Source organism: Bacillus sp. AL-1R (assembly GCF_052180195.1).
In the GTDB taxonomy this organism is placed as follows: Bacteria; Bacillota; Bacilli; order Bacillales; family Bacillaceae_G; genus Gottfriedia.
This window is the reverse complement of the sequence record NZ_CP197469.1, coordinates 1,623,108-1,642,016: the sequence shown is the minus strand read 5'-3', so window position 1 is coordinate 1,642,016 and position 18,909 is coordinate 1,623,108. Positions and strand designations below refer to the sequence as shown.

The window sequence follows — 18,909 nt, the reverse complement described above, 5'->3', positions numbered from 1 at the left end:
GGGGTCTCCAATCATTTTCTTTATGAAAAATAATAATCTAAAAATAATAGAATTAGAATACTCAATTGAACGATGAATTACACTTTATTAATCAAATTCAAATCGAAACTCATGATGGCGACTTTCATATCTTTACAAATATTCACTGTCAAAAAGATGACCTATTAAATCTTAATCAGTTAATTAAAACATTTATATTTCAACCAATATCAATTATCAATAAAAGGACACATAAATAATAAATAGACTATTTTTCCTTGAAATTCAGTTAATGTTCCAATTGACTACAATATATTTCAACACACTGAAGAGGATCCATGAAAGGATCCTCTTCAGTTATAAATTTTTGCATTTTTGTTTACATCATAAAATAAACATATAAGTAGCTTAAAAAAGAACCTGTCCAAGAAACAATCGTAAAATTCATGACTATAATATTTTCTGACCAACCATATTTAATTCCATAATGAAAATGGATTGGGGCCAAAAGAAATAATCTTTTTTTTGTTCTTTTAAAGTAGAAAACTTGAAAAATAACAGAAAACTGTTCAGCTAAATAAATAAAAAACAATAACGGAATCAAGATTTCTACTTTTTCAATTATCGCTAAAAATGATAAAGAACCACCAATTGCCATTGAACCTGTGTCACCCATAAAAGCCTTAGCTGGGTATAAGTTATAAATTAAAAAACCAGCTAAACTAGCAATCATTATAAGACTAAAAATTTTCACTTCAATATGATCTGAAATCAAAAAAAAGAAAAAGAAGGTAGGGATTGATACCATACCAAGAAGCCCATCCATCCCGTCAGTAAAATTAATAGCATTAGCTGATCCAACAATAAATAAAGTGATTAGAGTCAAATACAACCATAATGGTAAAACGATATTGATAGAATCCGTAATCCGAAAGGTTGTGTCTAATTGAAAAAAGTTGATTAACACAATCAGTAAAAAAATAGTAAAAGAAAATTGAAAAACTAGTTTAGTTTTAGCTGATATTCCTCCTGGATCCTGTTTTGATGCTTTCTGGAAGTCATCAAGAAAACCAACGACACTAAATAAAATAAAGGTTCCAACTAAAAAAAGCATAAGAGGACTTGAATAATTAAGGAAAGCTACTAAAGTACCAATCAAAAATATACTTCCAAGCATTAAAGGAGTGCCCTTTTTATTATGGTGTTCAACAGGTAATTCCGCTCTTATCGGTTGAGTCAACTTTAGTCTTCTTAACGTAGCAATTAAAAAAGGTGAAAGAATACTTACCAAAATAAAAGTGATCAAAGCAGGTACGAGTGAGGATATCAAATTTTTTCTCCTTTCGATTATTTTCAATTAAGAAATTCGATAATATCACGTGATTCCCTTTATTTTCCTGATTTTTAATTTAAGAATTCAGTGTCACTAGTAATAAGAACCCCGATATTTATTAGGAGAAATAATCTTTTTGAATCGTAAATACGCCCAACCTTACCTCCTACTTGATAAATCGCCACTGTACTCATTCTTATTGCTATTTTAATATATCATTAACTTTGATTTTCCAAATCATATGATCATAACCCTTTTCCCAATAATCCTTTAATAAATAATTAGGTTCCCCAAATTTCTTTTTCCATATTTTTTGGGCATTACGATAACCACTATCTAAACAAAATTCTTCGATCCCTTTATCCTTTAAAGTAACATACATCTTATTTAATAATAAATTTCCTAAACCATTTTTTTGATAATCCGGATGTACAAATACAGTTCCGACCTCAGGCATTCCTTTCAATGCATTGTTTGTACAGTTTAAAATAAGATCACTTGCTGGACCATATTCAATCGAACCAATAATCTTTTCGTTATCTAAAGCAATCAAAAAATATCGTTTTTCACCATTACTTTCAAAATCATTTTCTAAATATTTTTCTTTTGTTTCGATTTCATCATTCAAACTTTCCACTTGATTGCTAATACCTTCTTTTGTAAAAGTGTCCGTAATCACTATTTTAAAAAATTGATTTAACTCTTTCATATCCTCTATTTTCGGCCTTCTTATTATGATATTTATCATCAAAAACACTCCTTACTACAAATTACTTCAACAGTAAATGGTATTATCCTTCATCTCATTGTCAGTATGGTCATCTATTAAAATTAGGCCCTGTTAAAATAGATTGTTAATTTTTGAACAAAAATTAACCACAAAAAATTGTGGACTTTGCTTATTATTCTTATGCAACTAAAGCACTGCTTTAGTTGAACAACTCATTGGTTTTTAAACTCATCAAAAGATGTCATCAATCTCAATTAAGTCCCATATTTCCTTTATTAGTTTCTCATCTAGTCTCACTTTTTGAAGTAAATCTTCAAGATCATCTCCAATGATTTCACTGGATGAGTCATAAAACTTCCAAAACATAAATAGACCAGTTCCACGACCAATATAGTAATTGTCATTTTTATAACTAAAGTGAATTTCACTACCTATGCTTAAATCTTCAAGAAATTCTTTATAACTGTATTGTTCCATCTGCTTGAACTCCTTTACTTCAACTAAAGAATCAGTTCGTATTATAAGGTTTAGGCCTTTTTAATGATAAATCCAGCTAAGATTCCTCCGATAAGTGTAATTAATCCACCAAAAATACCATGGATATAACGATTATCCCAATGTATATTATTACTTAATATTGTATCTACAATCGCATAAAATGCTGCCATAAATGCAATTTGAGAAATACTCATTTTCCCCTTAAAGACTCCCATTGTTTAGTAACCGTCCTTCCGAAATCCGATCTGTATTTTATTAGTATATATACTTCGAGATCTTTTTAAATTTACCTTTTTCCTTTTTCCACTAATCTGTCATTTTTCAAATAAGAAAATCAACATTATTTTATAACAGAGCCTAAAATTAAAATAAAAAAACTCCTCAAAAATGAGGAGTTTTTCTTCTTATTACATGAATTCAGCAACTAGTTTTTCGAATTGTGCTTTTTCTAATTGAAGTTCTGATTCAACTAATGGTGTTTCACTGTATCCTGAAATTAATTGTTGGTATGATTTTTGCTCTTTGTTTTGGTAGATCAGACCAGTTACTAGACCTTTATTTTGCATTAATGTTTGCATAGCCATTTCTTTGTTTGATGGATCATATCCTTCAACATCAGAAAGTTTAACAAGATTTTCTTTAAACCAGTCATATGTGTTTACTTTATTGTAAGTTACACATGGACTAAATACGTTAATTAAAGAGAAACCTTTGTGGTTAATACCTTGCTCGATTAATGAAGTTAATTCTTTTAAGTCACTTGAGAAACTTTGAGCTACGAATGTTCCACCAGCTGTTAATGCCATTTCCATTACTGAAAGTGCAGATTCAACAGAACCTTGTGGTGTACTCTTAGTTTTGAAACCTACATCACTACGAGGTGATGTTTGACCTTTTGTAAGACCATAGATTTGGTTATCCATTACGATATACGTAATGTCGATGTTACGACGAATTGCATGGATTGTATGACCTAAACCGATAGCGAATCCATCACCGTCACCACCAGAAGCGATAACAGTTAGATCACGGTTTGCCATTTTTACACCTTGTGCAATTGGAAGTGAACGACCGTGGATACCATGTAAACCGTATGAATTAATATATCCAGAAATACGACCAGAACATCCAATACCAGAAATTACTGCAAGGTTATCAGGTTCTAAACCAACATTTGCTGCTGCACGTTGGATCGATGCTTGTACAGAGAAATCTCCACATCCTGGGCACCAGTTTGGTTTAATATTATTACGAAATTCTTTAAATGTTGCCATTTAGAACAACTCCTTCCTTGCAAGTGTTGTAAATTTCTTTTGGTAAGAAAGGATTTCCATCATATTTTAGTAAGCTTGAAATCTTTTCTGCGTGACCACAATTCATTTTAATAATGCTTGCTAATTGACCAGTAGCATTATTTTCAACAACGATTACACGTTTAGCTTTTTTAAGCTCAGGCATTAATTCGTTTGTTGGGAATGGGTGTATTAAACGGATATGAGCATGGTTAACTTTGATACCATCTTGCTCTAAACGAACCATTGCTTCTTCGATCGCACCACGAGTTGAATTGAAACCAACTAGTAATACATCAGCATCTTCGTGTTTAGAGTTCACTAACACTGGGTTAGGGAATTTTAGGTTATTTAATTTACGCATACGTTTATCCATTTGTTGATTACGGTTAATTGGTGATTCTGATGGTTTACCCATTTCATCATGCTCAACACCAGTTACGTGGTGAATTCCACCTTTCATACCTGGTACTACACGAGGAGAAACTCCATCTTCAGTCACTTCATAACGTTTGAAGTACTCTTTGTTTTCAGATACAGGTAATTCTTGTTTGTAATCAAACTTACCACGGCGAATTTGTACTTTTTCAAATTGAAGTGGCTCAACAGTTTGTTTACCTAAAGAAAGTTGTAAGTCAGTAATTACGATAACAGGCACTTGGAATTCTTCAGCTACGTTAAACGCTTCCACCATATCGTAGAATCCTTCTTCTACTGTACTTGGAGCGATTACTACTTTTGGAATCTCACCGTGAGTTCCGTAAATCATAGCCATTAAGTCTGATTGTTCTTGTTTAGTTGGAAGACCAGTACTTGGACCACCACGTTGAGTATCAACGATAACTAAAGGAACTTCAGTCATACCAGAAAGACCAATTGCTTCCATCATTAATGAAAGACCAGGACCTGCAGATGATGTTAATGTACGAACACCAGCATAGTTAGCACCGATTGCCATTGTACATGCAGCAATTTCGTCTTCAGTTTGAATAACTGCTCCACCATATTGAGGTAATTTTTTAATTAAGTATTCCATAATTTCAGATGCTGGCGTAATTGGATACGCTGCCATAAAACGAGAACCACCAGCTAATGCACCCATTGCGATTGCATCGTTACCGATTAGGAACATACGTTTTTTACCATCAGCTTCTGCTAATTGCATTTTATTTACATTCACGCCAAGCATTTCTCTCATTTCTTCTGCTCCACGTGCGATTGCTTCTATGTTTTTCTCAACAATTTGTTGACCTTTTTTACCAAAAATTTCATCTACAACTTCTCTGAAAACTTCAATTGATAGACCTAAAATTGCACTTGAAGCTCCAACTGCAACCATGTTTTTCATTAATGAAGTTCCTAGTTCAGTAGCTAATTCTGTAAATGGAATTGAATAAAGTGTTACGTCAGTTGAATCTGGAATTGTCGGATTAAATTTAGCATCAGCAATTACAATACCGCCTTTGCGTAATTCATAAAAGTTTACATCGATTGTTTCTTGGTCAAATGCTACTAAAATATCTAAGTCATCTGAAATAGCACGAACTTCAGTTGTACTTACACGAATTTTGTTATTTGTGTGACCACCTTTAATACGAGAAGAGAAATGACGATATCCGTATAAGTAGTAACCTAAACGGTTTAACGCAATTGCAAAAATCTCACCTGTACTTTCGATACCTTCACCCTGTTGTCCTCCAACTTTCCACGAAAGTTGTTCAATCATTTCCTACACCCCTTTGAATGCCCTCATTCGTAATAAATTAAATTATAAATGGATAATTTTTTTGCATATCATTCATTTTATTATAAAAGAATGAAAGCGATTTAAAACATATCTTTTGATATGAGTTAATTCGCTTTCAATTCTAGACCTATTAACCGAAAAAATCAATGATTTTGAAAGAAATTATTCCTTTAATTTTTATATTTTTATTATTCTGAACAAGTAACATGTTATTTGTAATGTATATATGATGAATAATTCTCATACAGAAAGCCTTTAACCTGTTGTTCTGTATAGTGTTTAAGCAATTCATTTGTTAAATTTTGATAAAGTCCTACGTGATGTAAATTTGTCGGATGAGTATCGATTCCATCAAAATCTGACCCCATCGCGATAAATTTTTCTCCACCTAGTGAACACATATAATCGATATGTTTCAGAATATCTGAAATAGATGCACTACCTTCATCAACTAAAAATGTTGGGAAGAAATTAATCCCTACAATTGCTCCTCTATTAAACATGGCTTTTAGCTGATCATCGTTTAAATTTCTTGGATGTTTACAAATCGCTTTAGCATTTGAATGTGTTGCAGTTGGATATTTTGCTTGCTCAAATGCATCCCAAAACGCGGCTTCAGTACAATGAGAAAGATCACACCACATATTATGCTCATTTAAATAATGAACTACACTTCTTCCAAAATTAGTTAAGCCCCCATTTCTTTCTTCAAGAATTCCATCTGCAGCCTCATTGGCATAATTCCACACTAAACCGACACTACGTACGCCAAGACGATGTAAAATCTTTAAGCGATTAATATCACCTAAAAGTGCGTCACAACCCTCTAGCGTCAAAATAGCACCCATTTCGTGACTTTTTAATCCAACTTCATCTTCTTTTGTTCGAATAACTTTTATGTGATTATTTTCAGTTGCTACTTTTTCATAAAAAAGTGTGACACATTGAAGAGCTGCATCAAATTTAATAAGTTTATGTACGTTTTCGGGAATATAAATGGCATAACATTGTATTTTACTTTTCCCTTGTTTTAATCGATTAACTGAAACTTGTAATGAATCATCATTTTCGAAATTGATCCAAGGTTTTTCTAATAATTTCATCAATACATCACAATGAGCATCAAAAACTTTCATAATATGAACATCCTTTCATTTTTTTGACTTTTGAAACTAGTGTAACATATTAATAAATTCAATATTAAAAGTAATAATTATACGAAAAAAAACTCGTCGACTGACGAGGTTTTAGTAGGGGCTAAAGTGAAGCCCCACTTTTTTTAAATTTGCGAAAATCTTAATTGAAAATAAAACAACCTGTCGCTTTAGGCTAACAGGTTGTTATTATTAACGAGGCTCTACGATTAATTTAATCGCTGTACGCTCTTCCCCATCGATTTGAATATCTGTAAATGCAGGGATACAAATAAGGTCTACACCACTTGGTGCAACAAATCCTCTTGCAATTGCAACTGCTTTTACAGCTTGGTTTAACGCGCCAGCACCAATTGCTTGAATTTCTGCTGAACCACGCTCTCTCAATACACCTGCAAGTGCTCCTGCTACAGAATTAGGGTTTGACTTTGCTGAAACTTTTAATATTTCCATTCCTGATCCTCCTTGTACTTACAAAGCTATTATTGTGTACAATAAAAACTATTCTCGATAACAAGAAGTTATTCCTGCAAATATTTAAAAGTTTTTTAAAAATTTTCACAATTCTTTTAATTAAGTTTTATAGCTCTTGATGATCATCATTTATTTGTATTCTTTTAATTGATTTTGCTAGTCCATTTTGTTTGTTCAACTCGATGATTACACCACTAAGCTGGCTTCTACCTTCATCCACTTCGAATCTCACTGGTAAGTTCGTTAAGAATTTTTTAATAACTGCTTCTTTCGTAACGCCTAGAATTCCATCATATGGACCAGTCATTCCAACATCCGTAATAAACGCTGTACCAGCAGGTAAAACTCGCTCATCAGCTGTTTGAACATGTGTATGTGTCCCTACAACAGCTGTGACTCTTCCATCCAAATACCAGCCCATAGCAATTTTTTCACTTGTTGCTTCAGCATGAAAATCAACAAAAATGATGTTTGTTCGTTTTTTAGCGATTGTTATTAGCTCATCAGCTTTTTTAAAAGGGCAATCAAGTGGTGGTAAAAAAGTTCTTCCTTGTAAATTGATAACAGCTATTTCAACGTCATTAAAATTTAAAAATACTAATCCATTACCTGGTGTACCCTCAGGGAAATTAGCAGGTCTAACTAAGTATTTTGCTTGATCAATAAATTCAAAAATATCTTTTTTATCCCATGCATGGTTACCAAGCGTTACTGCTTGTGCACCTAATTCTAAAAATTCGCGGTAAATTTTTTCCGTTATCCCTTTTCCATGTGCTGCATTTTCACCATTTATGATTGTTACTGAAGGGTTATACTTCCTTTTTAAAGCTTGAATATTCGCCTTTACCATTGCCCTACCATTTGAACCAACTACATCGCCTATAAACATTATTCTCATTTCATTACATCCTTCCAACTTGCCACTGTAAACACACAGCATTTGTTTTTACTTTTAGATTACCCAAAAATACGAAAAGCCCCATTACTAGCACAATCTGAATCATTCATCTATGCCATTCAACTAAGATTCATTTCAGATATGTATTAGTTGGAGCTATTTTTTAAAAATACTTTATTTTGTTACAAAAAGAAAATAAAGTGGCATATACCACTTTATTTTGCATACTCGACTGCTCGAGTCTCACGAATAACCGTAACTTTGATATGACCTGGATAATCCAGTTCATCCTCAATACGTTTTCTAATATCTCTCGCTAATCTATGAGCTTGTAGATCATCAATAGTATCTGGTTTAACCATAATGCGTACTTCACGACCTGCTTGAATAGCGAATGATTTTTCTACACCTTCGTACGATTCAGAAATCTCTTCAAGTTTTTCTAAACGACGAATATAGTTTTCTAATGTTTCGCTACGTGCTCCTGGTCTAGCAGCAGATAATGCATCTGCAGCTGCTACAAGAACAGCAATAATTGAAGTTGGCGCAGCATCTCCATGATGAGATGCAATACTATTGATTACTACTGGATGTTCTTTATACTTAGTTGCTAATTCAACACCGATTTCAACGTGACTTCCTTCTACCTCATGGTCAATTGCTTTACCAATATCGTGAAGTAAACCTGCACGTTTTGCAAGCTTAGTATCCTCACCAAGTTCAGCGGCCATAAGTCCAGCTAGGTTCGCTACTTCCATCGAATGCTTTAACACATTTTGACCATAACTAGTTCTAAATTTCAGACGACCTAATATTTTAATTAAGTCAGGGTGAATTCCATGAACACCAACTTCAAAAGTAGTTTGTTCACCGACTTCACGTATGTACTCATCTACTTCTCGTCTTGATTTTTCAACCATTTCTTCAATTCGTGCAGGATGGATTCGACCATCTTGTACTAATTTATCTAGTGCAATTCGTGCAGTTTCACGACGAATTGGATCAAAACCTGATAATATGACAGCTTCAGGCGTATCATCAATAATTAAATCTATACCAGTTAACGTTTCTAAAGTACGTATATTTCGTCCTTCACGGCCAATAATACGACCTTTCATTTCATCATTTGGAAGATTTACAACCGAAACAGTTGTTTCAGCAACATGATCTGCAGCACATCGCTGGATTGCTAATGATAAAATATCTTTTGCTTTCTTATCTGCTTCTTCTTTTGCTCGAGCTTCTGTTTCTTTTACTAGTATTGCTGTTTCATGGGATAATTCATTTTCGACTTTAGTAAGTATTAATTGTCTTGCTTCTTCACGATTTAAGCTAGAAATTCTCTCTAACTCTTCTTGTTGAGCAGCAATTAATGCTTCTATCTTGCTTTCCATTTCTTCTATCTGCTGTTGTTTTAAAACAAGAGATTCCTCTTTTCTTTCAAGAACAGACTCACGTTTTGAAAGTCCATCATCTTTACGATCTAAGTTCTCTTCTTTTTGCATTAAACGATTTTCTGACTTTTGTAGTTCACTACGACGGTCACGAATTTCGTTTTCTGCATCTGTACGAATTTTGAAAATTTCGTCCTTTGCTTCCAATAAAGCTTCTTTTTTAATTGTTTCTGAATCACGTTTTGCATCTTCAATAATTTGATTTGCATGATTAGTTGCGCCATTTATTTTAGCTTCTGCAATGGACTTACGGACAAAAAATCCGACAGCATAACCGACTCCGAATGTGGCAAGCAATGCGAAGATGATCAAAATTATAGTATTTGCACCCATGATTTCACCTCCTCTTGCTATTTAGTTAGTTTCATTTTTGTCGGCTGTTATATTGTATAAATAATTGCATCAACACACAGCACACTTCAATTCAATTTTTCACAAAATAGTAATATTTTTTTAGAATATACACTTAAATATTAAATCTCTTACCAAATGATGTCAAGCCTTGTAACTCGCTTACTTACTTGATTTATCAATATTTATTACATTTTTACTAGATTTCATACATAAGAATCCAAATTTTATTCATTAATTTATTTATTAAGAACTCATTAATTAGTTAATTGAATGAATTTTTCAATACTACATATAAACATAAATACCTTTAATAACAGTACAAAAAAAACAGACAACAATCTATTTTTTTCTGTCTAAAAAAATTAAAGACATAAGAAAATATAAAAAAAATGCAGGCACTTTTAATAAGCGCCCGCATTTTTCTGTCGTTCTAAACTGACTTATGATTACTCATTTAATAAAGAGAATTGTTCTTCATCATCTGTTTCTGTTACAGTAACAGGGTTATCTAAACCATGGTGAAGACGGATTGATTGTTTAATCGTATCACGTATTTCTTTATTTTCTTTTAAGAATTGCTTAGCATTCTCACGGCCTTGTCCAAGACGCTCTTCATTGTATGAATACCATGCTCCACTCTTAAGAACGATATCTAAATCAGATCCAATATCAAGTATTTCTCCTTCTTTAGAAATACCTTCTCCATACATAATATCTACATCTGCTTGTCTAAATGGTGGTGCTACTTTATTTTTAACTACTTTAATCTTTGTTTTGTTACCTACAATATCATTACCTTGTTTTAATTGCTCAGCACGGCGCACTTCTAAACGGATTGTAGAATAGAATTTTAACGCACGTCCACCTGGAGTCGTTTCAGGATTACCAAACATAACCCCAACTTTTTCACGAATTTGGTTAATGAAGATTGCAATTGTTTTTGACTTGTTAATTGCACCAGAAAGTTTACGTAATGCTTGAGACATTAATCGTGCTTGTAGACCTACGTGAGCATCACCCATCTCACCTTCAATTTCAGCTTTTGGAACTAATGCAGCTACTGAATCAATTACGATAATATCAATTGCACCACTACGTACTAATGCTTCAGCGATTTCAAGTGCTTGTTCACCTGTATCTGGTTGAGATAATAATAACTCATCAATGTTTACACCTAATTTTTGAGCATAAACCGGATCTAATGCATGCTCAGCATCTATAAACGCCGCTTGTCCTCCATTTGCTTGAACTTCAGCGATTGCATGTAATGCTACAGTTGTTTTACCTGAACTCTCAGGACCATATACTTCAATAATTCGTCCTCTTGGATATCCACCTACACCTAATGCTACATCTAGTGCTAACGATCCACTAGAAATAGTTGAAATTTGGCGATCAGTTTGTTCTCCAAGTTTCATAATTGAACCTTTACCGAATTGTTTTTCGATTTGTTTTAAAGCCATATCTAATGCAGCTTGACGATCACTCATTTAGATTCCTCCTTCAGGATTCATTTATCTCTTAACTATATAATAACTGTTTTTTGTTCGTTTGCCAACAAAAAAATAGAACGTTTATTCGATTATTTTCGTATTTAAACTTTATTTTTAAAGAATAGAAACGCTTGTTTCGTATTTTACGGTCTATAAAACTCGATTTTTATTAATATCGAAACTATAAAATTAAAAAACTCGGCTAAATTAACCGAGCTTTTATATTATAAAATATTCTATTTCAATTTATAAGTCTTGACTTTCGAAACTTGAATTAATTAATTTAATCAACAAGTTCGCGCCATTTTTAACACTAGATAATCTAATTTGTTCTCTAGTGCCACTGAATTGAAATTCTTTTACGATTGATTCAGAATCTCCAATTTTAATACCAATAAATACTTTTCCTACTGGCACATCTTCTAATGGAGACGGTCCTGCTTCACCAGTAAAACTAATTGAAACCGTACTTCCTGTTAATCTTTGAATATTTTCAACTAGTGATTTTGCACATTCTGCACTTACTGCTCCATTTTTATTAAGAATGTCTGATGGCACGTTTAAAAGATTTTGTTTCATTTCATTAGAATAACAAACAACACTACCTTTAAAAACAGACGAGTTCCCAGGAATATCTGTCATTCTTTTACTGAAAAGACCTCCAGTTAAACTTTCAGCAGCAGAAATAGTCAGTTTAAAATCTTTTAACTTTCTTGATAAAACTGTAAACAAGTTTTCACTATTTGTACCATATATAAACTGTCCAACACGCTCACGTATTTTTTCTTCAGCTTGACCAATTAGTTTTTCTGCCTCTTGTTCATTACTAGCACTTGCAGTAACTCGAAGCATTACTTCACCCTCACTCGCTAAAGGAGCAATTGTTGGATTTGATTGATTTTCAAGTAAATCAAGAATTTCAGTTTCTAAAAATGATTCGCCGATCCCAAAAAACTTAAGTTCTTTCGAAACAATCGTACTTGCTTCTTTTCCTTTTAAAAAATAAGGAATTAGTTCTTTGTCAACCATTGGAATCATTTCTTTAGGTGGTCCTGGTAATAATACATATTGTTTATCTTTCGCTTCATAAACCATTCCAGGTGCCATACCGTTTTTATTCAATAAAACATGTGCATTATTAATGACTAATGCTTGTTTTTTATTATTTTCAGTCATTGGTCGATTTACTTTAACAAAATACTGTTTTATATACTCTAGTGACTGATCATGGTAAACAAGTGTCTCTTGAACATATTCTGCGACAACTTCTTTCGTTAAATCATCTTTTGTTGGTCCTAGTCCACCAGTTAGAATGATTAAATCACTTCTTGATGAAGCAATTTCTAATGCACTTTTAAGACGTTCAGAATTGTCTCCTACAACTGTTTGGAAATGATGGTGATATCCTAATGCAGATAAATGTTTAGCTAAAAATTGAGCATTTGTATTTGCAATTTGGCCTAAAAGTAGCTCAGTACCTACTGCGATGATTTCAGCACGCTTCATATCATTTCCCCCTACTATTTTAAATTACATTGATTTAAGAAGAACATCTCTATTTTTATAAAAATAATCCCAACCAGAATATACTGTAAAGAATAATGCAACCCAAAGTGCTACATCCGCAATCGAAAATGGTAAGAAATTCAATGGGAAGTCGTGTAAGAAATAGGCTGAAATCGCAACTATTTGAGCCCAAGTCTTAATTTTACCTAGCATTGCAGCAGCATGTACTTCTCCAGAGCCAGCTAAAATGAGACGTAAACCGGTTACAGCAAACTCTCTACTTATTATGACAATCGTAATCCACGCAGGAACATAATGAAAATCTGTTAGAATAATTAATGCCGAACAAACGAGTAATTTATCAGCAAGTGGGTCTAAAAACTTACCAAAATTAGTAACTAGATTATATTTTCTTGCGTAATAACCATCTATAAAATCAGTAACAGAGGCAATAATAAAAATTGCTGCTCCTATTAAATGATTAACTGGTATCGAATCACCCATTAATGTAACTTTTCCCCATCCAAAATCAATTAAAACGGCAATCATAAATAATGGAATTAAACAAACCCTTGACACTGTGATCTTATTTGGTAAATTCATGGTAAAACCCTCCAAAACTTTCTAAAAAATGAAGCATTTATAATAAATGAATAAAAGCCATCTTAAAGATGACTATTGATTCATTTTTAAATTTTTAATCGTAATTTTTTGGTGAACAGCATTTGTTGGACTAACTGGATATTTAAATACCTCATCGTTAATTCGTAGCTCAACATTATTAGAAGCACCAATATTTACAGTTACTTCGTTTTCATCTGTTAAGTCGTAGTTTTGAGTTTGTCCTTGTTTTAAAATTCCTGAATAGAACATTTTCCCATCAGCATTTTTTAAATCAACATAACTTTCACCATTTGCAACTACTTCTAATTTAAATACATCCGTACCAGATAAAGAAATAGTAGTACGTTTACCCGCTGCAGAGTCAACAGTAATTTTTTGTGCTGGTGTTTGCTCAGTCACATCATTTTTCGGTTTCTCTGTTTTTTTCGTATTATTATCTTTTGCCTGATCTAGCGCATTATTTTTCGGTTTTTCAATTTCAGAATTAGAGTTAGATTGAGTTTGATTCGTATCCGCAGATTTATCATCATTTTTTGACGGGAGCATCATATAAATAGCAATGCAAATTCCCATGATAAGAATCGCTACTAGAATCCTTGGTAAATAATCCATTATTCGTGATGACTTAACATTGCTTAATGGTTCTTTAAGCTTTGATGATCTACTAGGGATTTCTTCATGCTTCACTTCTTCTATTGTATTTGCCACTGTTGATTCCTCTACAACTGGCTTTTCATTTAGAAATCCAGAAACGTCAACACCAATTGTTTCTGCATATTGTCTAATAAATGCGCGAACATAAAATTGCCCTGGTAATATTTCATAATTACCTTCTTCAATTGCTTCGAGATAACGTTTCTGAATCTTCGTCAACTCTTGTACATTGTCAATTGATAAGCCTTTCGCTTCTCTTGCTTCTCGTAAAAATTTTCCTAATTCTGTCACAAGTTACACCCCAACTAACTTTAAAAATCAAACATTGAGAACGAGTTGTGTCCATTTTTATCCATTTGGTCTACAAGTTCATATTTAATTTCTTCATTTTCATCATTTCTTAATTCGATTATGTAATCAAAATCTTCTAAAGAGTATTCAGTTTGCTGTACAAATACATCAGGATGCTCTACTACTTTCACAGAAGACATCGCCATAATTTCGCGAACCAATTGCCAATGTTGCTCATTCGCTCTTCTATGAGAAAGTATGCCATCAATAATAAATACATTTTCTGAATTATATTCGTCTTCTATTAATTGACTTCTTAATGTTTGTTTAATTAATGTTGATGAAACAAATAACCAGCGTTTATTTGCACATACACTTGCTGCTACAACTGATTCTGTTTTACCAACACGAGGCATCCCTCTAATTCCGATTAGCTTATGGCCAGGCATTTTAAATAACTCTGCCATAAAATCAACAAGCATACCTAAATCATCGCGGACAAAACGAAAAGTCTTTTTATCATCAACGTCTCGTTGAATATAAGTACCATGTCTCACAGCTAAGCGATCTCTTAGAGTTGGCTTTCTAAGTTTAATTATTGTTATATTGTCCATAGTATTTAAAATTGATTCAAATCTAGTAATTTGATCATCGTTATCGCAACCAAGTAACATGCCGCGTTTCATTGTGTCGACACCATTGATTGTTAAAATATTAATCCCTAGCATACCGATTAGTGATGCAATATCTCCAAGTAGTCCAGGGCGATTCTTATGTATTTCATACTCAAAATACCATTCGATTAACTCCATACCTATACCCCCTATTTGTTAACTACTTAACTCTACAATTAATAATAAACGATTTCGCCATAATATAAAAGGTAAAATATGTGAAATAAATAACTTTCGATAGGAAATTTTACTAAGAAGTATGCCAACCGCCGTTTACTCCAAGAATTTGGCCAGTAATATAAGAAGATTGTTCGGAAATAAGGAAATTTACTGTATTTGCAATTTCACTTGGAATAGCTAAACGATTCATCGGAATATCATTTGCAATCTCTTTTAAATCTTCTTCACTAAATGTATTTAACATATTCGTTTTTACGGCCCCTGGAGCAACGGCATTTACTTTTATTCCACTTGGCCCTAGCTCTTTAGCTAATGCCATTACATAGGCATTTTGAGCACCTTTTGTAGTTGAGTATAATACTTCACATGATGCACCAATTTGTCCCCAAATAGACGAAATAACGACGATACTACCAGATTTTTTTGCAACCATATTAGGAAGAAAATGATTAACTACCTTTATCAAACTTTTAATATGTAATTGAGTCATTCGATCAATTTCTTCATCACTTACATCGTTAATTAAACCTAAGACTGAAAAACCCGATGCATATACAATTGAATCAATAGTATCAGTAATTTGTGATGTTAAAATTTCAACGCCATTTTCAACTGATAAGTCCGCTTGAACGAATTGGCAATTTACCTTAAACTCATTAGCCAATTCAACCAGTTCATTAAGTGGCTCTTTCTTACTATTATAATGAACAACTAAATCATATTTTTCATTTATTAATTTTTTTGAAATTGCTAAGCCAATGTCACCACTAGCTCCTACTACTAGAATTCTTTTTCTCATTTATTTATAATCTCCATTTATGAAGTTTTAAAGCAGGATTAATAGTATTAAGAAATATAAAGGTTGAATAGAGGGGAATAGCTCTTAAAAATTTTTATTAATCTATATCAAAATTAGATTTTTTAATAACCATCAAATTTTATAAATTTCAAAAAGCATCCCATTAAAGGATGCTTTTAATTTATTTAATGAGGAAGAACAAAAAACTCACTCATATATTCTTCATTTATTAGATGACTAGCACTTTCTTTTAAATCCTCTACAGAAATTGATTGTAACACAGAAACAATATCAAATAAATGCATATCTAAGAACGCATATCGTGTAAATTGGTTTGCGATATATTCTGGAGAATTTAGCGAGCGTAAGAAGCCGCCAATTTTCTTTTTAACGACGCGATCGACAATTTCTTTTTCCCACTGATGATTTTTTGCGTCTAATAATACTTCTTTTATTTTTTCAGACAGTTTTTCAGGTGAAGTAGAATCTCCTCCAATGATTGCAAAGGCAAAACCATTTTCTGCTGAGTAATCATATGAGAACGTATCATCGATTAAACCATCCTCATACATTTGTTGATACGTATTTGAACCTTTACCAAATAAATAGTCAAGTAATACGGAAATGGATAATTCATGCTTTAATAATTCGCTTCCACCTTTAGGTGCTGAAAAATCTTTCACACCAACTAATACTTTCGATGATTGAACATTCATATGTAACACTTTTTTCTTCACTGCAGATTCAGGCGTTTCTTCTGGGAAAAATCTCTTTATTTCATTTGCATCTTTAAACGTTTTTTTGCTTTGATTGTCTTTAATTAAATTCATTGTTTTTTCAGGGTCTACAGGACCTACAACAAAAAACAACATATTACTTGGATGATAAAAAGTTTCGTAACAAGTGTAAAGTAATTCTTTTGTAATTTTTGAAATAGATTCAACTGTACCAGCAATATCTGTTCGAACAGGATGTTTACCATATAAATTTGCAATCATCCCAAAATATTGTCTCCAGTCAGGGTTATCTTCGTACATTTTAATTTCTTGACCAATAATCCCTTTTTCCTTTTCAACACTTTGATCAGAAAAATATGGATCTTGAACAAAATCAATTAGAGTCATTAAATTTTGTTCTACATTATTCGTTGCAGAGAATAAATAAGCAGTTCGTGTAAAACTTGTAAACGCATTAGAGGAGGCACCTTGTTTACTAAAAACCTGGAATACATCCCCATCTTTCTTTTCAAACAATTTGTGCTCTAAAAAATGAGCAATCCCATCTGGTACTACTAATTTTTCATCTTTTCCTAAAGGAATAAATTCAGAATCAATCGAACCGTATTTTGTTGTAAAGGTCGCATATGTTTTGTTGTAGCCTTGTTTAGGAAGAATATATACTTTTAAACCGTTTTCAAGTTCCTCGAAATAAAGCGTTTCATTCAATTGTTCAAAATACTTTTTTTCCATTATGCTCCCTCCTGACCTTTTAAGAAATAAGTTGTGTGAAGCTTTATTTTATTTGCTACAGCCACGATTTCATCTTTCGTAACTTTTTCGATTTCAGGGAACCAATCCTCAATCGGACGTTCATTTCCCGCAGCTTGGTCATTGAATAATGTTTCAATGATTCCATAAGCAGTGTCCATGCTTTCTAAAAGACTGTTTTTAATGACTAATTTTGTTTGGTCTATTTCTCCTTCAGTGAAATTTCCCTTTTTCATCTCTTCAAGTTGCTCAGCAATAATTGTTGTTGCTTTTTCATAATTTTCACTTGCTATACCTGACATAACCATTAAAATTGATTTATGACTTTCAAAACGAGAAGCAGCATAGTATGCTAAACTATTTTTTTCTCGAACATTAATAAATAATTTTGAATGAGAGTATCCGCCAAAAAGACCATTAAATACTTGAAGTGCAAAGTAATCAGGATCTTTAATTGAAATCCCAGTAGTATAGCCAATGTGTAGTTTAGCCTGATTTAATTTTTGCTCTTCAATTACTTCATTTGGAGAATTGACTGGCGTTGCTTTTGTTGTATCTACCGTTAATTTTTCACTAGTTGTGTTTCGAAAATTCTCTTCAACTAATTGTTTACATTGATCAAATTCAACATCTCCAACGATATAAAGATCAATTAAATCTTGTTGTAAAGCTTTTTCATAATACTTATAAAGTGACTCAGCTGTAATTGAATATACATCTTCTGTTTTTCCATTTGCAAGTAATGCATAAGGGTCATCCTTAAACATTTCTTCCACTAATCGTTGATTTGCAAATTTCAATTTATCATCATTAATTGACTGAATTCGCTGTATTTGTGTTCTTTTTTGAGTTTCAACATGTTTAGCTGAAAATACCCCATTTTCTAAAAATGGATTTTGCCAAATTGAAGCAATCAGCATGAGCGCTTCATTTAATAATGAACCTTGATTTGAAAGGTATTTTTCATTTGCAATGTCAATTGTAAATGACATAACATGATAATCACCTTTTTTAGAAACGTCTACAAAAAAGGTCGCCCCATATAATTCTTCTAATTTCCTTCTAATTTCACCATTTGTAGGAAGATCTTTTGTCCCACTTTGCAATACATAAGGTAAAATTCCGCGATACGATACTGTATCTTCTTCAAGTTTTCCACGGATTTTTAACGTAATCGAATTTGTTTTAAACTTTTCAGTTGTTACCACATGTAGTTTAATACCGTTAATATCACTATTTTTGTACTGTAACAAATTCAAATTGAACCCTCCTTAGTCAAATACTATTT

General features: G+C 32.5%; 18 protein-coding genes. All 18 read right to left on the bottom strand.

All coding sequences use genetic code 11. From position 1 onward, the window contains the following. Positions 1 to 358: 358 nt before the first annotated feature. The 18 genes from mraY to yfmF all read right to left on the bottom strand — a co-directional run bounded on the left by mraY (position 359) and on the right by yfmF (position 18,880). The gene (gene mraY, locus ACSBO6_RS07615; protein ID WP_498844436.1) at positions 359 to 1,309 is read right to left on the bottom strand and encodes a phospho-N-acetylmuramoyl-pentapeptide-transferase; all 951 of its coding nucleotides are present in this window, start codon (positions 1,307 to 1,309) and stop codon (positions 359 to 361) included. A 205-nt stretch (positions 1,310 to 1,514) separates the two neighbouring features. Beyond that, complete coding sequence (locus ACSBO6_RS07610; RefSeq protein WP_098848304.1) at positions 1,515 to 2,060, bottom strand: GNAT family N-acetyltransferase; 546 nt, start codon at positions 2,058 to 2,060, stop codon at positions 1,515 to 1,517. Positions 2,061 to 2,273: 213 nt separating this feature from the next. Further along, positions 2,274 to 2,519 (bottom strand): hypothetical protein, encoded by a 246-nt coding sequence (locus ACSBO6_RS07605; protein ID WP_498844435.1) that lies wholly within the window; start codon positions 2,517 to 2,519, stop codon positions 2,274 to 2,276. A gap of 50 nt (positions 2,520 to 2,569) precedes the next feature. After that, positions 2,570 to 2,755, bottom strand: a complete 186-nt coding sequence (locus tag ACSBO6_RS07600; protein ID WP_098848306.1) for a hypothetical protein — start codon at positions 2,753 to 2,755, stop codon at positions 2,570 to 2,572. A gap of 192 nt (positions 2,756 to 2,947) precedes the next feature. Next, a complete protein-coding gene (locus ACSBO6_RS07595) occupies positions 2,948 to 3,814 on the bottom strand; it encodes a 2-oxoacid:ferredoxin oxidoreductase subunit beta (RefSeq protein WP_098848307.1) in 867 nt (288 codons plus the stop codon). Beyond that, a complete protein-coding gene (locus ACSBO6_RS07590; RefSeq protein ID WP_098848308.1) occupies positions 3,801 to 5,558 on the bottom strand; it encodes a 2-oxoacid:acceptor oxidoreductase subunit alpha in 1,758 nt (585 codons plus the stop codon). Before ACSBO6_RS07590 ends, ACSBO6_RS07595 begins: the two co-directional genes overlap by 14 nt. Positions 5,559 to 5,788: 230 nt before the next feature. Then, positions 5,789 to 6,715, bottom strand: coding sequence for a dipeptidase (locus ACSBO6_RS07585; RefSeq protein WP_498844434.1), 927 nt, complete (start codon positions 6,713 to 6,715; stop codon positions 5,789 to 5,791). A 210-nt stretch (positions 6,716 to 6,925) separates the two neighbouring features. Further along, the gene (gene spoVS, locus ACSBO6_RS07580) at positions 6,926 to 7,186 is read right to left on the bottom strand and encodes a stage V sporulation protein SpoVS (RefSeq protein WP_044893696.1); all 261 of its coding nucleotides are present in this window, start codon (positions 7,184 to 7,186) and stop codon (positions 6,926 to 6,928) included. Between the two features lie 127 nt (positions 7,187 to 7,313). After that, positions 7,314 to 8,105 (bottom strand): TIGR00282 family metallophosphoesterase, encoded by a 792-nt coding sequence (locus ACSBO6_RS07575; protein WP_498844433.1) that lies wholly within the window; start codon positions 8,103 to 8,105, stop codon positions 7,314 to 7,316. Positions 8,106 to 8,320: 215 nt separating this feature from the next. After that, positions 8,321 to 9,892, bottom strand: a complete 1,572-nt coding sequence (gene rny, locus ACSBO6_RS07570) for a ribonuclease Y (protein WP_069034493.1) — start codon at positions 9,890 to 9,892, stop codon at positions 8,321 to 8,323. A 467-nt stretch (positions 9,893 to 10,359) separates the two neighbouring features. After that, complete coding sequence (gene recA / locus ACSBO6_RS07565) at positions 10,360 to 11,403, bottom strand: recombinase RecA (protein WP_098848311.1); 1,044 nt, start codon at positions 11,401 to 11,403, stop codon at positions 10,360 to 10,362. Positions 11,404 to 11,652: 249 nt separating this feature from the next. After that, a complete protein-coding gene (locus ACSBO6_RS07560; protein WP_498844432.1) occupies positions 11,653 to 12,912 on the bottom strand; it encodes a competence/damage-inducible protein A in 1,260 nt (419 codons plus the stop codon). 24 nt (positions 12,913 to 12,936) lie between these two features. Further along, positions 12,937 to 13,515, bottom strand: coding sequence for a CDP-diacylglycerol--glycerol-3-phosphate 3-phosphatidyltransferase (gene pgsA, locus ACSBO6_RS07555; protein WP_098848313.1), 579 nt, complete (start codon positions 13,513 to 13,515; stop codon positions 12,937 to 12,939). Positions 13,516 to 13,587: 72 nt separating this feature from the next. Beyond that, positions 13,588 to 14,481 (bottom strand): helix-turn-helix domain-containing protein, encoded by an 894-nt coding sequence (locus ACSBO6_RS07550; RefSeq protein WP_098848314.1) that lies wholly within the window; start codon positions 14,479 to 14,481, stop codon positions 13,588 to 13,590. A gap of 20 nt (positions 14,482 to 14,501) precedes the next feature. Next, entirely contained in the window at positions 14,502 to 15,293 is a 792-nt protein-coding gene (locus ACSBO6_RS07545) for a DUF3388 domain-containing protein (protein WP_098848315.1), read from the bottom strand. Positions 15,294 to 15,405: 112 nt separating this feature from the next. Then, a complete protein-coding gene (gene ymfI / locus ACSBO6_RS07540) occupies positions 15,406 to 16,134 on the bottom strand; it encodes an elongation factor P 5-aminopentanone reductase (protein ID WP_098848316.1) in 729 nt (242 codons plus the stop codon). Positions 16,135 to 16,319: 185 nt separating this feature from the next. After that, positions 16,320 to 17,603: an EF-P 5-aminopentanol modification-associated protein YfmH gene (gene yfmH, locus ACSBO6_RS07535; RefSeq protein WP_498844431.1), complete on the bottom strand. Its 1,284-nt coding sequence runs from the start codon at positions 17,601 to 17,603 to the stop codon at positions 16,320 to 16,322. Beyond that, positions 17,603 to 18,880: an EF-P 5-aminopentanol modification-associated protein YfmF gene (yfmF, locus tag ACSBO6_RS07530; protein WP_098848318.1), complete on the bottom strand. Its 1,278-nt coding sequence runs from the start codon at positions 18,878 to 18,880 to the stop codon at positions 17,603 to 17,605. Before yfmF ends, yfmH begins: the two co-directional genes overlap by 1 nt. Positions 18,881 to 18,909: the final 29 nt, after the last annotated feature.

Bases quoted from the DNA above. Each gene is read 5' to 3' on its own strand.
- recA (WP_098848311.1), bottom strand. From the start codon at position 11,403: ATGAGTGATCGTCAAGCTGCATTAGATATGGCTTTAAAACAAATCGAA.
- ACSBO6_RS07575 (WP_498844433.1), bottom strand. From the start codon at position 8,105: ATGAGAATAATGTTTATAGGCGATGTAGTTGGTTCAAATGGTAGGGCA.
- ACSBO6_RS07545 (WP_098848315.1), bottom strand. From the start codon at position 15,293: ATGGAGTTAATCGAATGGTATTTTGAGTATGAAATACATAAGAATCGC.
- spoVS (WP_044893696.1), bottom strand. From the start codon at position 7,186: ATGGAAATATTAAAAGTTTCAGCAAAGTCAAACCCTAATTCTGTAGCA.
- ymfI (WP_098848316.1), bottom strand. From the start codon at position 16,134: ATGAGAAAAAGAATTCTAGTAGTAGGAGCTAGTGGTGACATTGGCTTA.
- ACSBO6_RS07590 (WP_098848308.1), bottom strand. From the start codon at position 5,558: ATGATTGAACAACTTTCGTGGAAAGTTGGAGGACAACAGGGTGAAGGT.
- pgsA (WP_098848313.1), bottom strand. From the start codon at position 13,515: ATGAATTTACCAAATAAGATCACAGTGTCAAGGGTTTGTTTAATTCCA.
- ACSBO6_RS07560 (WP_498844432.1), bottom strand. From the start codon at position 12,912: ATGAAGCGTGCTGAAATCATCGCAGTAGGTACTGAGCTACTTTTAGGC.
- ACSBO6_RS07585 (WP_498844434.1), bottom strand. From the start codon at position 6,715: ATGAAAGTTTTTGATGCTCATTGTGATGTATTGATGAAATTATTAGAA.
- ACSBO6_RS07610 (WP_098848304.1), bottom strand. From the start codon at position 2,060: ATGATAAATATCATAATAAGAAGGCCGAAAATAGAGGATATGAAAGAG.
- ACSBO6_RS07595 (WP_098848307.1), bottom strand. From the start codon at position 3,814: ATGGCAACATTTAAAGAATTTCGTAATAATATTAAACCAAACTGGTGC.
- rny (WP_069034493.1), bottom strand. From the start codon at position 9,892: ATGGGTGCAAATACTATAATTTTGATCATCTTCGCATTGCTTGCCACA.
- ACSBO6_RS07605 (WP_498844435.1), bottom strand. From the start codon at position 2,519: ATGGAACAATACAGTTATAAAGAATTTCTTGAAGATTTAAGCATAGGT.
- ACSBO6_RS07600 (WP_098848306.1), bottom strand. From the start codon at position 2,755: ATGGGAGTCTTTAAGGGGAAAATGAGTATTTCTCAAATTGCATTTATG.
- yfmH (WP_498844431.1), bottom strand. From the start codon at position 17,603: ATGGAAAAAAAGTATTTTGAACAATTGAATGAAACGCTTTATTTCGAG.